The sequence below is a fragment of the Ensifer sp. M14 genome (assembly GCF_003355565.1).
Taxonomy (GTDB): Bacteria; Pseudomonadota; Alphaproteobacteria; order Rhizobiales; family Rhizobiaceae; genus Ensifer.
In genome coordinates, this window is sequence record NZ_QJNR01000014.1 from 427,260 (window position 1) to 441,439 (window position 14,180).

The 14,180-nt window shown below is 61.2% G+C and carries 16 protein-coding genes; 10 read left to right on the top strand and 6 right to left on the bottom strand.

The features are described from left to right. Nucleotide 1 precedes the first annotated feature (1 nt). Nucleotides 2–1,543 carry a SpoVR family protein gene (locus tag BLJAPNOD_RS30495; protein ID WP_077499294.1) on the top strand — a complete coding sequence of 514 codons (1,542 nt, stop codon included), beginning with the start codon at nt 2–4 and terminating at the stop codon, nt 1,541–1,543. A 191-nt stretch (nt 1,544–1,734) separates the two neighbouring features. Here BLJAPNOD_RS30495 and BLJAPNOD_RS30500 read toward each other — a convergent pair whose 3' ends face one another. Next, on the bottom strand, nt 1,735–2,622 hold the full coding sequence (locus tag BLJAPNOD_RS30500) for a helix-turn-helix domain-containing protein (protein ID WP_115422528.1): 888 nt from the start codon (nt 2,620–2,622) through the stop codon (nt 1,735–1,737). A gap of 113 nt (nt 2,623–2,735) precedes the next feature. Here BLJAPNOD_RS30500 and pobA point away from each other — a divergent pair, with 113 nt between their 5' ends. After that, complete coding sequence (gene pobA / locus BLJAPNOD_RS30505; RefSeq protein WP_115422529.1) at nt 2,736–3,908, top strand: 4-hydroxybenzoate 3-monooxygenase; 1,173 nt, start codon at nt 2,736–2,738, stop codon at nt 3,906–3,908. On the opposite strand, the gene BLJAPNOD_RS30510 is transcribed toward pobA, so the two are convergent. Continuing rightward, a complete protein-coding gene (locus BLJAPNOD_RS30510; RefSeq protein WP_199566064.1) occupies nt 3,887–4,432 on the bottom strand; it encodes a GNAT family protein in 546 nt (181 codons plus the stop codon). The genes pobA and BLJAPNOD_RS30510 overlap by 22 nt on opposite strands. A gap of 192 nt (nt 4,433–4,624) precedes the next feature. Here BLJAPNOD_RS30510 and BLJAPNOD_RS30515 point away from each other — a divergent pair, with 192 nt between their 5' ends. Together BLJAPNOD_RS30515 and BLJAPNOD_RS30520 are read left to right on the top strand one after the other, a co-directional pair. Continuing rightward, nucleotides 4,625–5,506 (top strand): hypothetical protein, encoded by an 882-nt coding sequence (locus BLJAPNOD_RS30515; RefSeq protein ID WP_115422530.1) that lies wholly within the window; start codon nt 4,625–4,627, stop codon nt 5,504–5,506. Nucleotides 5,507–5,515: 9 nt separating this feature from the next. Continuing rightward, nucleotides 5,516–6,553, top strand: a complete 1,038-nt coding sequence (locus BLJAPNOD_RS30520; protein ID WP_077499286.1) for an OmpA family protein — start codon at nt 5,516–5,518, stop codon at nt 6,551–6,553. Nucleotides 6,554–6,582: 29 nt separating this feature from the next. On the opposite strand, the gene pcaQ is transcribed toward BLJAPNOD_RS30520, so the two are convergent. Beyond that, the gene (gene pcaQ, locus BLJAPNOD_RS30525; protein WP_115422748.1) at nt 6,583–7,509 is read right to left on the bottom strand and encodes a pca operon transcription factor PcaQ; all 927 of its coding nucleotides are present in this window, start codon (nt 7,507–7,509) and stop codon (nt 6,583–6,585) included. Nucleotides 7,510–7,602: 93 nt separating this feature from the next. Between pcaQ and pcaD the strand changes: the two genes are divergently transcribed. From pcaD to BLJAPNOD_RS30550, 5 genes are all read left to right on the top strand, one after another. Next, a complete protein-coding gene (gene pcaD, locus BLJAPNOD_RS30530) occupies nt 7,603–8,415 on the top strand; it encodes a 3-oxoadipate enol-lactonase (RefSeq protein WP_077499284.1) in 813 nt (270 codons plus the stop codon). Beyond that, nucleotides 8,408–8,812 (top strand): 4-carboxymuconolactone decarboxylase, encoded by a 405-nt coding sequence (pcaC, locus tag BLJAPNOD_RS30535; RefSeq protein ID WP_115422531.1) that lies wholly within the window; start codon nt 8,408–8,410, stop codon nt 8,810–8,812. Before pcaD ends, pcaC begins: the two co-directional genes overlap by 8 nt. 12 nt (nt 8,813–8,824) lie before the next feature. After that, nucleotides 8,825–9,574 carry a protocatechuate 3,4-dioxygenase subunit beta gene (gene pcaH / locus BLJAPNOD_RS30540; protein ID WP_115422532.1) on the top strand — a complete coding sequence of 250 codons (750 nt, stop codon included), beginning with the start codon at nt 8,825–8,827 and terminating at the stop codon, nt 9,572–9,574. After that, a complete protein-coding gene (gene pcaG, locus BLJAPNOD_RS30545; protein WP_115422533.1) occupies nt 9,574–10,188 on the top strand; it encodes a protocatechuate 3,4-dioxygenase subunit alpha in 615 nt (204 codons plus the stop codon). Before pcaH ends, pcaG begins: the two co-directional genes overlap by 1 nt. A gap of 117 nt (nt 10,189–10,305) precedes the next feature. After that, nucleotides 10,306–11,361 carry a 3-carboxy-cis,cis-muconate cycloisomerase gene (locus BLJAPNOD_RS30550; RefSeq protein ID WP_115422534.1) on the top strand — a complete coding sequence of 352 codons (1,056 nt, stop codon included), beginning with the start codon at nt 10,306–10,308 and terminating at the stop codon, nt 11,359–11,361. 2 nt (nt 11,362–11,363) lie between these two features. Here the strand turns inward: BLJAPNOD_RS30550 and BLJAPNOD_RS30555 are convergent, their stop codons facing one another. From BLJAPNOD_RS30555 to BLJAPNOD_RS30565, 3 genes are all read right to left on the bottom strand, one after another. After that, nucleotides 11,364–11,693 carry a tetratricopeptide repeat protein gene (locus tag BLJAPNOD_RS30555; RefSeq protein WP_115422535.1) on the bottom strand — a complete coding sequence of 110 codons (330 nt, stop codon included), beginning with the start codon at nt 11,691–11,693 and terminating at the stop codon, nt 11,364–11,366. Nucleotides 11,694–11,726: 33 nt separating this feature from the next. Further along, nucleotides 11,727–12,317, bottom strand: coding sequence for a flavin reductase family protein (locus tag BLJAPNOD_RS30560; protein WP_077499272.1), 591 nt, complete (start codon nt 12,315–12,317; stop codon nt 11,727–11,729). Nucleotides 12,318–12,378: 61 nt separating this feature from the next. Further along, nucleotides 12,379–12,987, bottom strand: coding sequence for a superoxide dismutase (locus BLJAPNOD_RS30565; protein ID WP_115422536.1), 609 nt, complete (start codon nt 12,985–12,987; stop codon nt 12,379–12,381). A gap of 105 nt (nt 12,988–13,092) precedes the next feature. On the opposite strand from BLJAPNOD_RS30565, the gene BLJAPNOD_RS30570 reads away from it, so the two are divergent. Next, nucleotides 13,093–13,773: a metalloregulator ArsR/SmtB family transcription factor gene (locus tag BLJAPNOD_RS30570; protein ID WP_115422537.1), complete on the top strand. Its 681-nt coding sequence runs from the start codon at nt 13,093–13,095 to the stop codon at nt 13,771–13,773. The last annotated feature ends 407 nt before the right edge of the window (nt 13,774–14,180 follow it).

Below are 14,180 nucleotides of genomic sequence, written 5' to 3' on the forward strand. Positions count from 1 at the left end.
GATGGCGAAACGGCCAGTCTCCAGCCTGCTGTTCGACGGTTCCGAATGGAATTTTGCGACGCTTTCGCGCGCCTATGATGCGATAGAGGCGATTGCGATCGATGAGATGGGACTGAACGTCTATCCGAACCAGATCGAGATCATCTCCTCTGAACAGATGCTCGACGCCTATTCATCCGTCGGCATGCCGTTGATGTATCAGCACTGGTCGTTTGGCAAACGCTTCGTTTTCGAAAGCCAACTCTATCAAAAAGGCTATCGCGGGCTGGCCTATGAACTCGTGATCAATTCCAATCCCTGCATAACCTATCTCATGGAAGAAAACACGATGCCGATGCAGGCGCTGGTCACCGCGCATGCCGCCTTCGGCCACAATCACTTCTTCAAGAACAACTATCTGTTCCGCCAGTGGACGGATGCCAGCGGGATCCTCAGCTACATGGACTTCGCCAAGAAATACATCGCCAAATGCGAGGAACGGCATGGACTGAATGCGGTGGAGGAGATTCTCGATTCGGCGCATGCCCTACAGGATCACGGCGTATTCCATTATCGCCGTCCGCCTCGGCTCTCATCGGCAAAGGAGATGGAGCGGGCCCGCGAGCGACTGGAATACGAAGAGCAGACTTACAGCGATTTATGGCGGACGCTGCCGACGGCAGGCGGGAGTTCGGGCACCGAGGAGGCGGAGCGCGAGGCTTTGGAGCGGACGAAAGTGCTTAATCTTCCCGAGGAAAATCTGCTTTACTTCCTCGAAAAGCATAGTCTGATCCTTGAACCGTGGCAGCGCGAGATCTTGAGAATTGTTCGCGTTGTCGCGCAATATTTCTACCCGCAGATTCAGACCAAAGTGATGAACGAGGGATGTGCGACCTTCGTCCACTATTCCATCATCAATAGACTGTTCGACCAGGGGCAGATCAGCGAAGGCGCAATGTTGGAGCTGCTATCAAGCCACGCCAACGTTGTTTTTCAACCGAGCTTCGACGACACCCGCTTTTCGGGCATCAACCCCTACGCGCTGGGCTTTGCGATGATGCAGGATATCAAACGCATCTGCACCGAGCCGACGCAGGAGGATCGGGATTGGTTTCCCGGGATATCCGGCAACGGCAACTGGATGGGCACGCTGATCGACGCTTGGGAGAACCACCGCGACGAGTCTTTCATTCTGCAATATCTGAGCCCTGCGCTGATCCGCAAATTCCGTCTGTTTCGGCTTTCTGACCACGCGACCAACAAATTTTGCGAAGTCACTTCCATCCATAACGAGCAGGGCTACGCTGCCGTACGTGCCGCGCTCGCAGGGAATTACGACCTGGCGGCCAATAGGCCGGACATACAGGTGGTGGATGTCGATCTGCTGGGGGATCGCCAGCTTAGGTTGAAGCACGTGATCAAGAACGGCATTCTGTTGGAGGAAAATAATCGAGGAGCGACTCTTGCGCATATAAGCCGGCTTTGGGGATATGAAGTGAGCCTGGCAGGTATCGATGTGTCGACTGGCAAAGTCCTCTATGAATGCTCCTCCACACAAGCGTGACCGCAAGCGAGCGGTTCTGCTGCCAGATCTCCTGAGGCAACGCCAACTGTCAAGATTGTAGGCGGCAACCTTTTTCCGCTTCCAAAGGCGCCGGCTGAAACGGGCGCACGTATGCGACGATAAAGCGCGCAGAGGGCAGGACAAGGAGCGTTCGGCGATCCTGTGTTGTCCGCAGGATGCTGGTTTGGGAGCTACGCGCCGAGCTTCGCGCGCTCGGCAAGGCGCCAGGCCCTGGGCGTCATGCCCGTCTGGCGCAGGAAAAAGCGCGAAAAATAGGCGGGATCGGCAAAGCCCAGCCGGAAGCTAATCTCTTGTACGCTGCCGCGGGTAAAGACGAGCTCGCGCCGTGCTTCGTCCGTCAGCTTGCGCGTGATGACTTCGTGCGCGCTTTGGCCGGTGATGCTGCGGGTTATGCGATTGAGATGTGTCGGCGAGAGGCCGAGTTCGCGTGCATAGAACGCCGCCGGTTTGTGGGCGCGGTGGTGTTGCTGGACGAGACCGAGGAAATGTTCGACGCGCCGCTCGTTTTCCGTGTCGGCGGCGTCGTCCGCGACAGGGCGCGCTTCATCGAGGCGCGCACCCAGCGTTAACGCCGACGTCAGATAGGCATCGAGAAGGTCGGTGCGGTGGCTGCGGTTGGCTTCCCACTCCGCGCCCAGTCGGGCGAGGGTCAGCGCCACATAGCGGCCGTCGTCGCTGCCGTCGAGGCCCGTCATACGTGGCGTCGCCATCCAGGCGCCGAGACGGCTGCGCTCGCCGGGCGATACTCGTAAATGCGATGCGAGAACGGTGAACACAAAGCCGTCGATATCTTGGGAGAAGCGGAAGCCGTGGCTGAGCGCCGGCGGCACCGTGATCATCACTGGAGGGCGAATAGGGTGCGCCGTGTCGCCAAATACCGTGTCTCCAGATCCGCTGGCAATGTACAAGATCTGAAAGAAGCTCAGATGGCGATGCAGCTCGATCTCCCAATGATACAGGCTGCTGCGTGATGGAATTGTTTCGCAATGCAGCCAGAAAGCGGGTCGTTCTCCCGTCTCTTCCCCATAGAGCTCGTAGGTCGGAACGGTTCTCTTCATCGCTCTCATCCATGGCCGATGTTCAATTAGTGCAATTTCTTGGCCAGAATGTCCATTGAGGCCAACAGCGCTCCCGCGCAAGATTTGTCAAAAGTCAGTTTCGGGAGGCAAGCATGCGCACACAGGTCGTCATCATCGGTTCGGGCCCTTCCGGTCTTCTCCTCGGGCAGTTGCTGACCGGTGCCGGCATCGACAATGTCATTCTCGATCGCGTCAGCCGGGATTACATTCTTGGCAGGGTGCGCGCCGGCGTGCTGGAGGAAGGGACTGTCGGCCTGATGGACCGTGCCAAGGCCGGCGCGCGCATGCATGACGAGGGCCTGCCGCATGACGGCTTTTCGCTGGCTTTCGATGGCCGGGATCACCGTATCGACCTTCACGAGCTGACCGGCGGCAAGCGGGTGATGGTCTATGGCCAGACGGAACTGACGCGCGACCTGATGGCAGAGCGTGCACGCATGGGCGCGGTGTCGATCTACGCCGCCGCAAATGTCGTGCCGCATGATTTCGATGGCCATGCCCCCTATGTCACCTATGAACTGGACGGCGCAAGTCACCGCATCGATTGTGATTTCATCGCCGGCTGCGACGGCTTTCACGGGATCAGCCGCAAGTCGGTTCCCGAAAAGGCGATCCGCACCTTCGAGAAGATCTATCCGTTCGGCTGGCTCGGCATCCTTGCCGACGTCCCGCCGGTCAGCCACGAACTGATCTACGCCAATCACCCGCGCGGGTTTGCGCTTTGTTCGATGCGCTCGCAAACCCGCAGCCGATACTATCTTCAGTGCGCGCTCGACGAAAAGGTCGAGGAATGGACCGACCAGCGCTTCTGGGACGAACTGAGGCGGCGATTGCCGGCCCATCACGCCGAGGCGCTCACGACGGGGGCGTCATTCGAAAAGTCGATTGCGCCTCTTCGCTCCTTTGTTGCCGAGCCGATGCGTTTCGGACGGCTGTTTCTGGTCGGAGACGCAGCCCACATTGTGCCGCCCACCGGCGCCAAGGGTTTGAACCTTGCTGCCAGTGACGTGCACTATCTCTTCGAAGCGCTGCTGGAACACTACCAGGATCGCTCGAATGCCGGCATCGACGCCTATTCCACGCATGCGCTGGCGAGAGTGTGGAAGGCGGTTCGTTTCTCCTGGTGGATGACCACCATGCTCCATCGTTTTCCGGATACCGGCGACTTCGACCAGAAGATCCAGGAAGCGGAACTTGATTATCTCACGCACTCGCGCGCGGCCGCGACGGCCCTTGCGGAAAACTACGTCGGGCTGCCGTTCTGAAACGGCCTCTTTGCGGCGAGATCGCTGCGAAGCATGCCATAGAGGGCGGTGTCCCATCTGATGTCGCCGACCCTGGCGGACGACCGTCGCACGCCTTCTTCGATAAAGCCGAGCTTCAGGTAGGTGCGGATCGCAGCGGTATTGAAGGTGTAGACGTTGAGTTCCAGCCGCTCGAAGTGAACGTCTGCGAAGAACCGCTCGATGATGCGCTGGAGGAACGGTTGGGCGAGGCCGTGTCCACGGAACCGCGGATTGATCGCGACGCGACTGAGGCGACCGACGCCATTGTCCCAGTCGAGCGCCACCTGGGCGTGACCGGCAAGATCGCCATCGACAACGCCTGCAAACATCCAGCGCGCCGGCGCATCGCCCAAGGTTGAAGCGTGCATCTCTGTGATTTGCGCCGCATCGAGCGGGAAGCTGAGCCCCGATCCGCCCCACTGGGTGAGCGCTTCGGCGGACGGGAACCAGGCGCTGAGTTGTGCGGCATCCTGAGGAAGGAAGGAGCGAAGGGAGATCTGCACGGAGGATGGCGTTTCTGCTCTGGAGTTCTGTGTCGTTGCATTCTTGTGATTGAGGAAGCCTTGTAAAGTGGCGTTTTGCGGTTGGCGTCTCCGCATGCTGCGGACCGCGTACGCCTTTTTGTCTATCTTGTTCGGCACCCACCTCGGGCTTATGATTGCACGTCTTCGTTGAAGCAGGCGGGCGGTGCGTCCATGAATGTCATCTCTGCCGTCACCCGCAGCCTTGGAAGAGGCCTGGCGGAACGGGTCGGTCGCAGCTTTGGCAGTTTTGTCGAGCGTGCGGTGAAGGCCGCGCCTACAGCCATCGTCGATGCGGGTACGGACGGCTCCGTCGTTTTCGGCCGAGGGCTTGGTCGTGATGCCGATGATTTGCGCACCGCATTTGTCTGGGCGGCCGAGGAGGCCGCGACAGCCCTCAAGACCCGGCCGGAAGCACTGCCGCGTTTGATCGAGGACGAGCGGCTGGATGGTACGGCTGCAGAGCCGGGCTCGCTCTTTGACGAATTCACGGCAATCGTTGCCCTCCTCGCGCTGTCTCAGGCGATCGGCCTTGATGGCATACCGGTGCTCGCGCGGCCGGCGAGGGAGGAAGCCGATGGACAGAACGCGGCGCCGCTGTTCGATTTTACCAATCTGAAAGCGCTGCAGGCGCTTGCGGCTGAAGGGGCGGAAAGCGGGGCGCTCGTCCGCGAAGCGCTTTCGCGCAGCCGAATGGTGCGTTTCGTCACGGACATCGAGGCTGCCGCCATCGGTGCATTCGATCTTTTTGCTGCCTCGTTGGAAACGCGCTTGCTGGCATTCTCGTTTGGCAGCGGCGGCGGCGCTGCCGCTGCGAGCGCGGCACAAATCCAGTTCCGGCTGGAGACACACATCGACAAGCTCATTGTCGACCGGTTCTTCCAATCGCGCTATGCACCCGTTCAGTTCGGGAAATCCAAGATTATCGTTGGCCCGCTGAAAGCCGGCATCTATTGCTTCCAGACCTTGAGCATGGGAACGCCACCGCCGGAGATCGATCCCGCAGTACACAGTGTCTCGTACCAAACTGCCAAGAGCCACACCGTCAACTTCTAGGGGCAGGCGATGGAAGGTGGCGATCTCCAGCAGTGGTGGGAATGGGTGACGCCGTTCTTGCGTCGCATGGGGCCACTGTCGAATGCGGTTGAATATGCCGGCATGATTGCCACCGCCGGCTGGGCGGTGATTTCCCTCTGCGGCTTCCTGCTTTTGCCGCCGCCGCTTGAAAAGAGGGAGTGCAAAGGTCTGGCGCGTGTCCTCGGCGTCGTCTTCGGCATCATGCTCGCGGCACTCTATCTTCTCAATCGTCGTGCTGAAGACAGTATTGACCTTGTGCCTGTGGCAGTCGCCAGCCTCGGCGCCGGCATCGTGCTCTTTCTAGGGTATCTGCTGGTTCGCCGGCTGCTGACTTACCGTTGCGTCGACGACGAGAAGCAATATCTCGGCGGGCTCCGCTTGCAGCCTGACGCAAAATTGGTCCTTGCCGGCGATTTCGCCGGCCTTCCCGAGGAACGCCAGATCAAGGTCGGGTCGCCGCCGAAGACTGCGCAAGCCTATTTCTGCCTATCTGACAGGGACGACCCCTCCTGGATCTGGACAAAGGGTTCGCTCGATACCGCTTGGTGGCTGATGGTCGTCCTGTACTTCGTGACGATGCTGGCACTTGCAACCGGGCTTAGCGCCATGGCGCTGGAACTGCACGAAGACCAGATCGAGGTGAGCGAAACCGCGACCGACCGGGTCGTCACCATTCCGACGACGCTGCTGTTCGACTTTGATACCGCGACGATCGCCAAGAGTAGCGACGGCTACCTCGATACGGTGGCGCGCATGCTCGCGGATGCGAAGGTTCAAAAAGTTCGCGTTGTTGGACATACCGATGGCTTCGGCGAGGAGGCGTACAATCAGCGCCTTTCGGAACAACGCGCTTTTGCGGTGAGGAATTGGTTGGTGGGCAGGGGCGGTCTAGCCAACGTCGCTTTCGAGGTTTCCGGTGCGGGCGAGAAAGAGCCGAAGCATCGAGAAACCGATGACAATGGCCAGGATCGACCCGAGGCGCGTCATGCAAACCGGCGCGTGGAAGTCATCTTTTCAAAGCCATGACGAAGCGGGCGACCGTATGGTGGCGTCGGTCAAGTCTTGGCCGATGCCTCTCCGGCGGCCTCGCGGATGGTCTGCATGAGGATGGCGAGCGGTAACGACGGCACGGCATCGGCACGCATTGTCAGGCCAACCGGTCCCTTGGTCTCGCTGGTGTCGATCGGCAAGACAGCAAGCGTGCCATCCTCGATGTCGCTGGCGACCACACCGGCTGAAATGATCCAGATCGCATCGCTCGTGCGCACGAAGGCGCGGCCGAAGGCATCGGACACGGTTTCGATCTGGTTGGGCAGGCACGGTATGCCGTTGGCGATCAAAAAATGCTCGACGAAGGGGCGAATGATCGAGGCGCGCGTCGGCATCAGCACCGGGTAGTCGCCGAGATGGGCGAAGGCTGATTGCGTGCCGGAAAGCAAGGGATGACCGGCGCGCACGGCAAAGACAACCTGTTCGGAATAGAGGTGCTCGAAGGAAAAGCCGGTCATCTTTTCCGGCGCCGCCAGGCGGCCGACGACGAGGTCCAGATCGCCGACGCGCAACTGTTCGAGAAGCACGGCATTCTCACCGGTGACGATCTTGATCCGTGCACCGGTGTCTTCCTTCAGGAAGAGTGACATCGCCCGCGGCATGATCCGCGTCGAGACTGTCGGAAGGGCGCCGATGCGCACTGGTACACCGTCGCCGGAGCGTTCCTGAGAGACCGAATCGAGTCCCTGGCGAAGCGCCGTCAGCGCCGCGCCTGCGTGGCGAAGAAAGACCTCGCCGTAGCGAGTGATCTTGATGCCGCGTCCGTCGCGTTCGAAAACGGCGACGCCCAGAACCTCTTCCAGCTCGCGGATGGTCTTGGTGACGGCGGGCTGGCTGACATGCAGGAGTGCGGCCGCCTTCATGACGCTCTTCTGTCTTGCGACCTCGACAAACGTTTGCAGATGACGAAACTTGACCCGGGCGTCGATCATCGAATTCATAACTCTTGAGTTAATGGAATGCCGTGAAATATCATTTTACCTAACCAGATTAAACAGACAATTTGATTGCAGAGGAGAAGTGCCGTGCAGTTTGCCCGCATTAACGACATCACCATCCACTACCAGGTTATCGGCGCTACGGCCGAACGGCCGGTGCTGGTCTTTGCCAATTCGCTCGGTACGGATTTCCGTATCTGGCGTGATGTCATCGTGCGTCTTGCCGGCGAATACGCGATCGTTCTTTACGACAAGCGCGGTCATGGGCTCTCCGACATCGGGCCGGTGCCATACGCGATCGAAGACCACGCCAATGATCTTGCCGGCCTGCTCGACATGCTCTCGGTCAAACAGGCAATCGTCTGCGGGCTTTCGGTCGGCGGATTGATCGCCCAGTCGCTCTACCAGCAGCGCCCGGATCTGGTGCGTGCCCTTGTTCTCTGCGACACCGCCCACAAGATCGGTACGCCGGAACTGTGGGCGACGCGCATCGCCGCCATCGAAGCCCACGGCATTGAAGCGATCGCCGACGGCATCCTCGAACGCTGGTTCACGCCCGAGTTCCGACGCCCGGAGAATGCGGCGTTGATCGGCTACCGCAACATGCTGATCCGCCAGTCGGCGACGGGCTATGCCGCCACCTGCGGCGCGATCCGTGACGCCGACTATACGGAAGCGGCGGCCCGCATCGCCGTGCCCGTTCTCTGCGTCGTCGGCGACCAGGATGGTTCGACGCCGCCGGATGTGGTCCTTGCCACGGCACGCCTTATTCCCGGCGCCCGCTATGAGGTCATCCGCGATGCCGGGCATATCCCTTGCGTCGAGAAACCGGAGGCGCTGACTGCTATCCTGCGCGCCTTTTTCGAAGTTTTAATGCATGGAGACAAAAGCCATGAGTGATACGCTTGCGCCCTCTGATCGCTTTAGCCAGGGCATGGCGACCCGGCGGGCCGTTCTTGGCGACGATCACGTGGACCGCGCGCAATTGGCCTCGACCGATTTCGACCGGCCGTTCCAGGAGCTGATCACCGAGGCCGCCTGGGGGCATGTCTGGTCGCGCCCGACATGGACGAAACGGGAGCGGTCGATCGTGACGATCGCGCTTCTGGCCGCCCTTGGCCAAGATGAGGAAGTGGCCATGCATGTGCGCGCCACCGCCAATACCGGTGCCACCCATGAAGATATCCGTGAGGCGCTGCTGCACGTGGCGATCTATGCCGGCGTTCCCGCAGCCAACCACGCGATCAAGATCGTCAAGCAGGTCTTTGCGGAAATGGGCGCCGGCAAGGCGGCCTGACGGGAGCAAGAGATGTCCGACAGAGCAAACCAGAAACCCGAGACCGGCGCCTTCTTTCCCCGCGACAGGAACTGGCATGCGCCGGCGCTGACCCCGGGCTACAAGACCTCGGTGCTGCGCTCGCCGCAGAAGGCGCTGTTGTCGCTCGACGGCACGATTTCCGAAATCACCGGCCCGGTCTTCGGCCATTCGATGCTGGGCGAGCTCGACAACGATCTCATTCACAACTTCGCCAAGCCAGGCGAAAGCGCGATCGGCGAACGCATCATCGTTCACGGCCGGGTGCTCGATGAACGCGGTCGGGCTGTTTCCGGCGCGCTTCTGGAATTCTGGCAGGCTAACGCCGGCGGGCGCTACCGCCACAAGAAGGAAAGCTATCTCGCAGCGCTCGATCCGAACTTTGGCGGCTGCGGTCGCACGATCACCGACGAGGAAGGCTTTTACTCCTTCCGCACGATCAAGCCCGGCCCCTATCCCTGGCCGAACGGCGTCAACGACTGGCGCCCGGCCCACATCCACTTTTCGGTTTTCGGGCACGGCTTTGCGCAGCGGTTGATTACGCAGATGTATTTCGAGGGCGATCCGATGATCTGGAAGTGTCCGATCGTCAACACGATCGCCGATCGCCGTGCGATCGAGCAACTGATCGCGCCGCTCGACTGGGCAAACACCATTCCGATGGATGCACGGGCTTACAAGTTCGATATCATTCTGCGCGGTCGCCGCTCGACGCTGTTTGAAAATCGCATAGAGGGCAACTGATGGTTCAGGCACTCGATTACCTCAAGGAAACGGCGTCGCAGACGGCCGGCCCCTACGTGCATATCGGCCTCACGCCGAATTTTTGCGGCATCGGCGGCGTCTACGACACCGACCTCGGCACGACGATGGTGAGCGAGAACACGCTTGGCGACCGCGTCACCGTTAGCGGTCGGGTGCTAGACGGTACAGGAACGCCACTCAGGGATGCGCTGGTGGAGATTTGGCAGGCGGATGCGGCCGGCCTCTACAACTCTCCGTCGGAGTTGCGCGGTGCGGCCGATCCGGCATTTTCCGGTTGGGGACGATGTCCGACCGGTGGTGAAGACGGCGCCTTTCTGTTCGAGACGATCAAGCCGGGTCGCGTCCCGTTCAAGGACGGTCGGCCGATGGCGCCGCACATCACCTTCTGGATTGTCGCGCGCGGCATCAATGTCGGCCTGCACACGCGGATGTATTTCCCCGACGAAGCGGAGGCGAACGCCGCCGATCCCCTGCTTTTGCGCGTCGAACACCGCCATCGCATTGCCACGCTTGTCGCGACCGGCAGCGCCCCTAATTATATCTTCGACATTCACCTGCAGGGTGAGAAGGAAACGGTCTTCCTCGACATCTGAAACCGGAATGTCATGCCTAGGGCCGATCCGTTGCATCCTGGTGCGTGGATGGCCCAAGAGAGAATGAGGCATTCCGTTCAAGCGCGAGCGTCAATCGCGGCAATCATCGGGGGGACCATGACCTATTCCGCTTTCGATCATCCCTATCTCTCCGGCCTTCTCGGCGACGAGGCAGTCGCCGCCGAGTTTTCAACTTCCGCCGACATTCACGCCATGTTGTCCTTCGAAGCGGCGCTCGCGCGCGCCGAAGCGATCCACGGCGTGATCCCGGAAAGTGCTGCCGACCGGATCACCGAGGCCTGTCGCGGATTTTCTCCCGATGTGGCCGCGCTCAGGAGGGCGATGGCGGTCGACGGCGTTGTTGTTCCCGAGCTCGTGCGACAATTGCGGGCCGCGGTCGGCGGCGAGGCGGCTGCGCACGTGCACTTTGGTGCGACCAGCCAGGATGTTATCGATACCAGCCTGATGTTGCGTATGAAGGCCGTTGCCGAGCTTTTCGCCACCCGCCTCGGCGACGTCGTGTCGGTGCTGGAGGAATGCGACGATCAATGGGGCGAGCGAGAGCTGATGGGCCGCACGCGGATGCAGGCGGCGATACCGATCACTGTGTCGGATCGGTTGCGGACCTGGATCGAACCGTTGCTCGATCACAAGGATCGGCTGGAGGCGATGGAGCGCGACCTCTTTGCCGTCCAGTTCGGCGGCGCGGCGGGTACGCTCGACAAGCTGAAGGACAAGGCGGACGATGTGCGCGCGACGCTCGCCGAGGAATTGGCACTTGCCGACTTTCCGCAATGGCACAGCCAGCGTTCGGAAGTTGCCGATTTCGCCAATGCGCTGTCGTTGGTCACCGGTAGCCTCGGCAAGTTCGGGCAGGACGTAGCCCTGATGGCGCAGCAGGGCGATGAAATCGAACTGGCCGGCGGTGGCGGATCCTCCGCGATGCCGCACAAGCAGAATCCGGTTGCAGCAGAAGTTCTGGTGGCGCTTGCCCGCTTCAACGCGACCCAGCTTTCCGGCGTCCATCATGCGCTGGTGCATGAGCAGGAGCGCTCCGGCGCCGCCTGGACGCTCGAATGGCTGATCATGCCGCAGATGGCTGGCGCGACCGCGGCGGCTTTACGTCTGGCAGCCGAACTTGCCGGCAATATCAGGCGGCTTGGCTCTGCCTGAGGCTAGCCCTTGTTGGCGGCAGCGCACTGCTTGTCCAGTCGCTTGAGGAAAACAGTGATCTCGCGCGCGACCTGCAGGTCGCCCTTTTTTTCGGCGACGGCGCGTCCCTCGGTCCAGATGTGCTGCGCTTCTTCGATGCGGCTGAGTTTCAGCATCGCGGCGCCGCGCAACTTCCAGGCGGCCGAATAGGTGGGGTCGAGCTCGATCGCGCGCTGCAGGTGGACGAGTGCGGTCTCTGCATCCGCCTCCTGAAGACAGATGCTGCCGAGCGTGAAGCGCAGAAGCGCGTCGTCACGACCGTCGTCGAGAAGTTTTTCAAGCACCTGTCGCATGGTCGCTCCCTAACGGATGTTCGTTCGCGCGGCTCAGATCGTCGGGCACGCGGCACCGGATGGCAATGGGCGCCCACCGGATGGTGCGGCAAAGGCTGTCGATCTGTCGAGGACCTGATATTGCCGCTCACTCCACAGAAGGGGCTCGGCATAGCCGGAGGTTTCGGTGGCGATGATAGTTCCGACAAAGAGGCGGTGATCGCCAACGAGGATGGAGGCACTGAGCACGCAGTCCAGTCCTGCCGCAGCTCCGAGCAGACGCGGTCGGCCGGAAGGCCAGTCGGCCCAGACGCCGACGAGATAGCGGCTTGCCGCCGCGACCCGGCCGGCAAAGGCATCGGCAACAAGCTCCTGCCCTTGGGCGAGCATCGCCAGCGAGAAGCCATCCTGTTTCGTGATCGCCCCGGCGAGCGCGCTGTCAGCCTTGATCGAGACGACGATCGACGGCGGATTTGCTGACAGGGAGAAGACGGCGGTTGCCGTACGACCCAGGCATTCGCAACCGCTGCCGGAACTGACGACGCAGACTGTTGATGCCAGCCGCGCCATCGTGTCGGCGAACTGGGATCTGGTGACGGCTCGCTCGGTGTGAGCTGCGAGATCGACAGTGACGGTTTGGGGCATGGGGTGCATTCCGGCTGGGATGGGGCGCGGCGCCACTGAAGCGGCGCCGCGGCGGGCATGGTTAGGCGGACTTCAGTACGGCCTCGGCGAACTCGTAGTTCGCCAGGCGGTCGAGGAAGTTGCTGACATAGTCGGGACGGCGATTGCGGAAGTCGATGTAGTAGCTGTGCTCCCAGACATCGAGGCCGAGCAGCGCCTTGCCCTCGTTGGTAGCGATCGGGTTCGAGCCGTTGGCGGTCTTCGTCACCTTAAGCTTGCCGCCGGCATCAAGCACGAGCCAGGCCCAGCCGGAACCGAACTGGCTGGTCGCCGCCGCCTTGAAGGCGTCCTTGAAGGCGGCAACGCTGCCGAAGTCTTCGACGATCTTCTTTTCAAGGCTGTCCGGGATGCGGCCGCCCTTGGGGGAGAGGTTGTTCCAGAACAGGATGTGGTTCCAGTGCTGGCCGGCATTGTTGAAGACCGGTGTCAGTTCAGGCTTGTCGTTCACACGACGAATGATGTCTTCGAGCGAAAGACCGGCAAGCGTCGGGTCCTTTTCGACGAAGCCGTTGAGCGCGGTCACGTAGGCCTGGTGGTGCTTGCCGTGGTGAAATTCCAGCGTCTCGGCGCTCATGCCACCTTCGGCGAGCGCATCGATGGAAAATGGAAGGGAGGGCAGTTCGAAGGCCATGGTTGAAATCCTCTTCAGCTGGATGAAACGCAGCGGCTGTCTTGTGCGAAAACCATCTGGCGTGTATTTAACAAGACAATTCTTTGTAAATCTCCGGTCGATAATATGTCAAGCGATCACTTGTTAAATCCAGATCAGAGCCAGGGGCGGTCGCCAGCCGAGCGCATCCTCCTGACGCTGAAGCTGCATGGGCCGCAGACGGCGGCAGCGCTTGGCAAGCGCCTGGCGATTTCCGGTGAGGCGGCCCGCCAGCAACTCGTGCGCCTTGCGGAGGAGGGCTTCGTCAATGCCTGGTCGGAGGCGCGCGGCGTGGGCCGTCCTTCGCAATACTTTGGACTGACCGCTTCGGGCCACGCGGAGTTTCCCGATACCCACGCGGAGCTGACCGTTCAGTTGCTGCGCACCATCCGCCAGACGCTCGGGGATGCGGCCATCGATCGCATCATCGCGGCGCGCGAGGAAGAGACGCGAACCGGTTATCGCGCGGCGCTCGACGGGGCCGAAAGCCTGCAGGAGCGGGTGGAGAAGCTCGTGCGCCTGCGGACGGCCGAAGGCTATATGGCGGGCTACGAAGAGGCGGGCGAGGGCACCTTTCTCTTTGTCGAAAACCATTGTCCGATCTGCGCTGCCGCGGCCAGCTGCCAGGGCTTTTGCCGGGCGGAGCTCAACGTTTTCCGTGATATTCTGGGTGAGGACGTTGCGGTCGAACGCACCGAACATATTCTCGCCGGCGCGCGCCGGTGTGCCTATGTCATTGCTCCGGTGCCGAATGCAGGTGCCGCCTGATGGTGTTGGTCTCGGCGGTGACGCCCAGTTTGCTGTTCTCAAGCCTCGCGCATTATAGCGCGACGATCAGGATGAGACGGCATGTGCTTCTCCTCCTTTGTCGCGAAAGCCGCTTACGCTTCCGCCTTCTGGTTAATTAATAGGTCGCGATCGCCGTCAGAGCGAGATTGATGGCCTCCTCTTCGTCGAGCGCCGTCTGCAAAAGGCCAGCAGCCGCGTTATTGCCCAGTTCAAGCGCCCATCTGCTGCCGAGGGATCACCCGGATAGAGCACTCGGTGTAGCAATCCTGTTTTGTCTTTTTCGAGTTGGACATGGCACCGTACGCAGACACCAAGCCGCGACCACAGGAGTCTGAGCGATGAGCGACGACTTTGACGAAAACGCAATGCGATATCCGACATCTTGG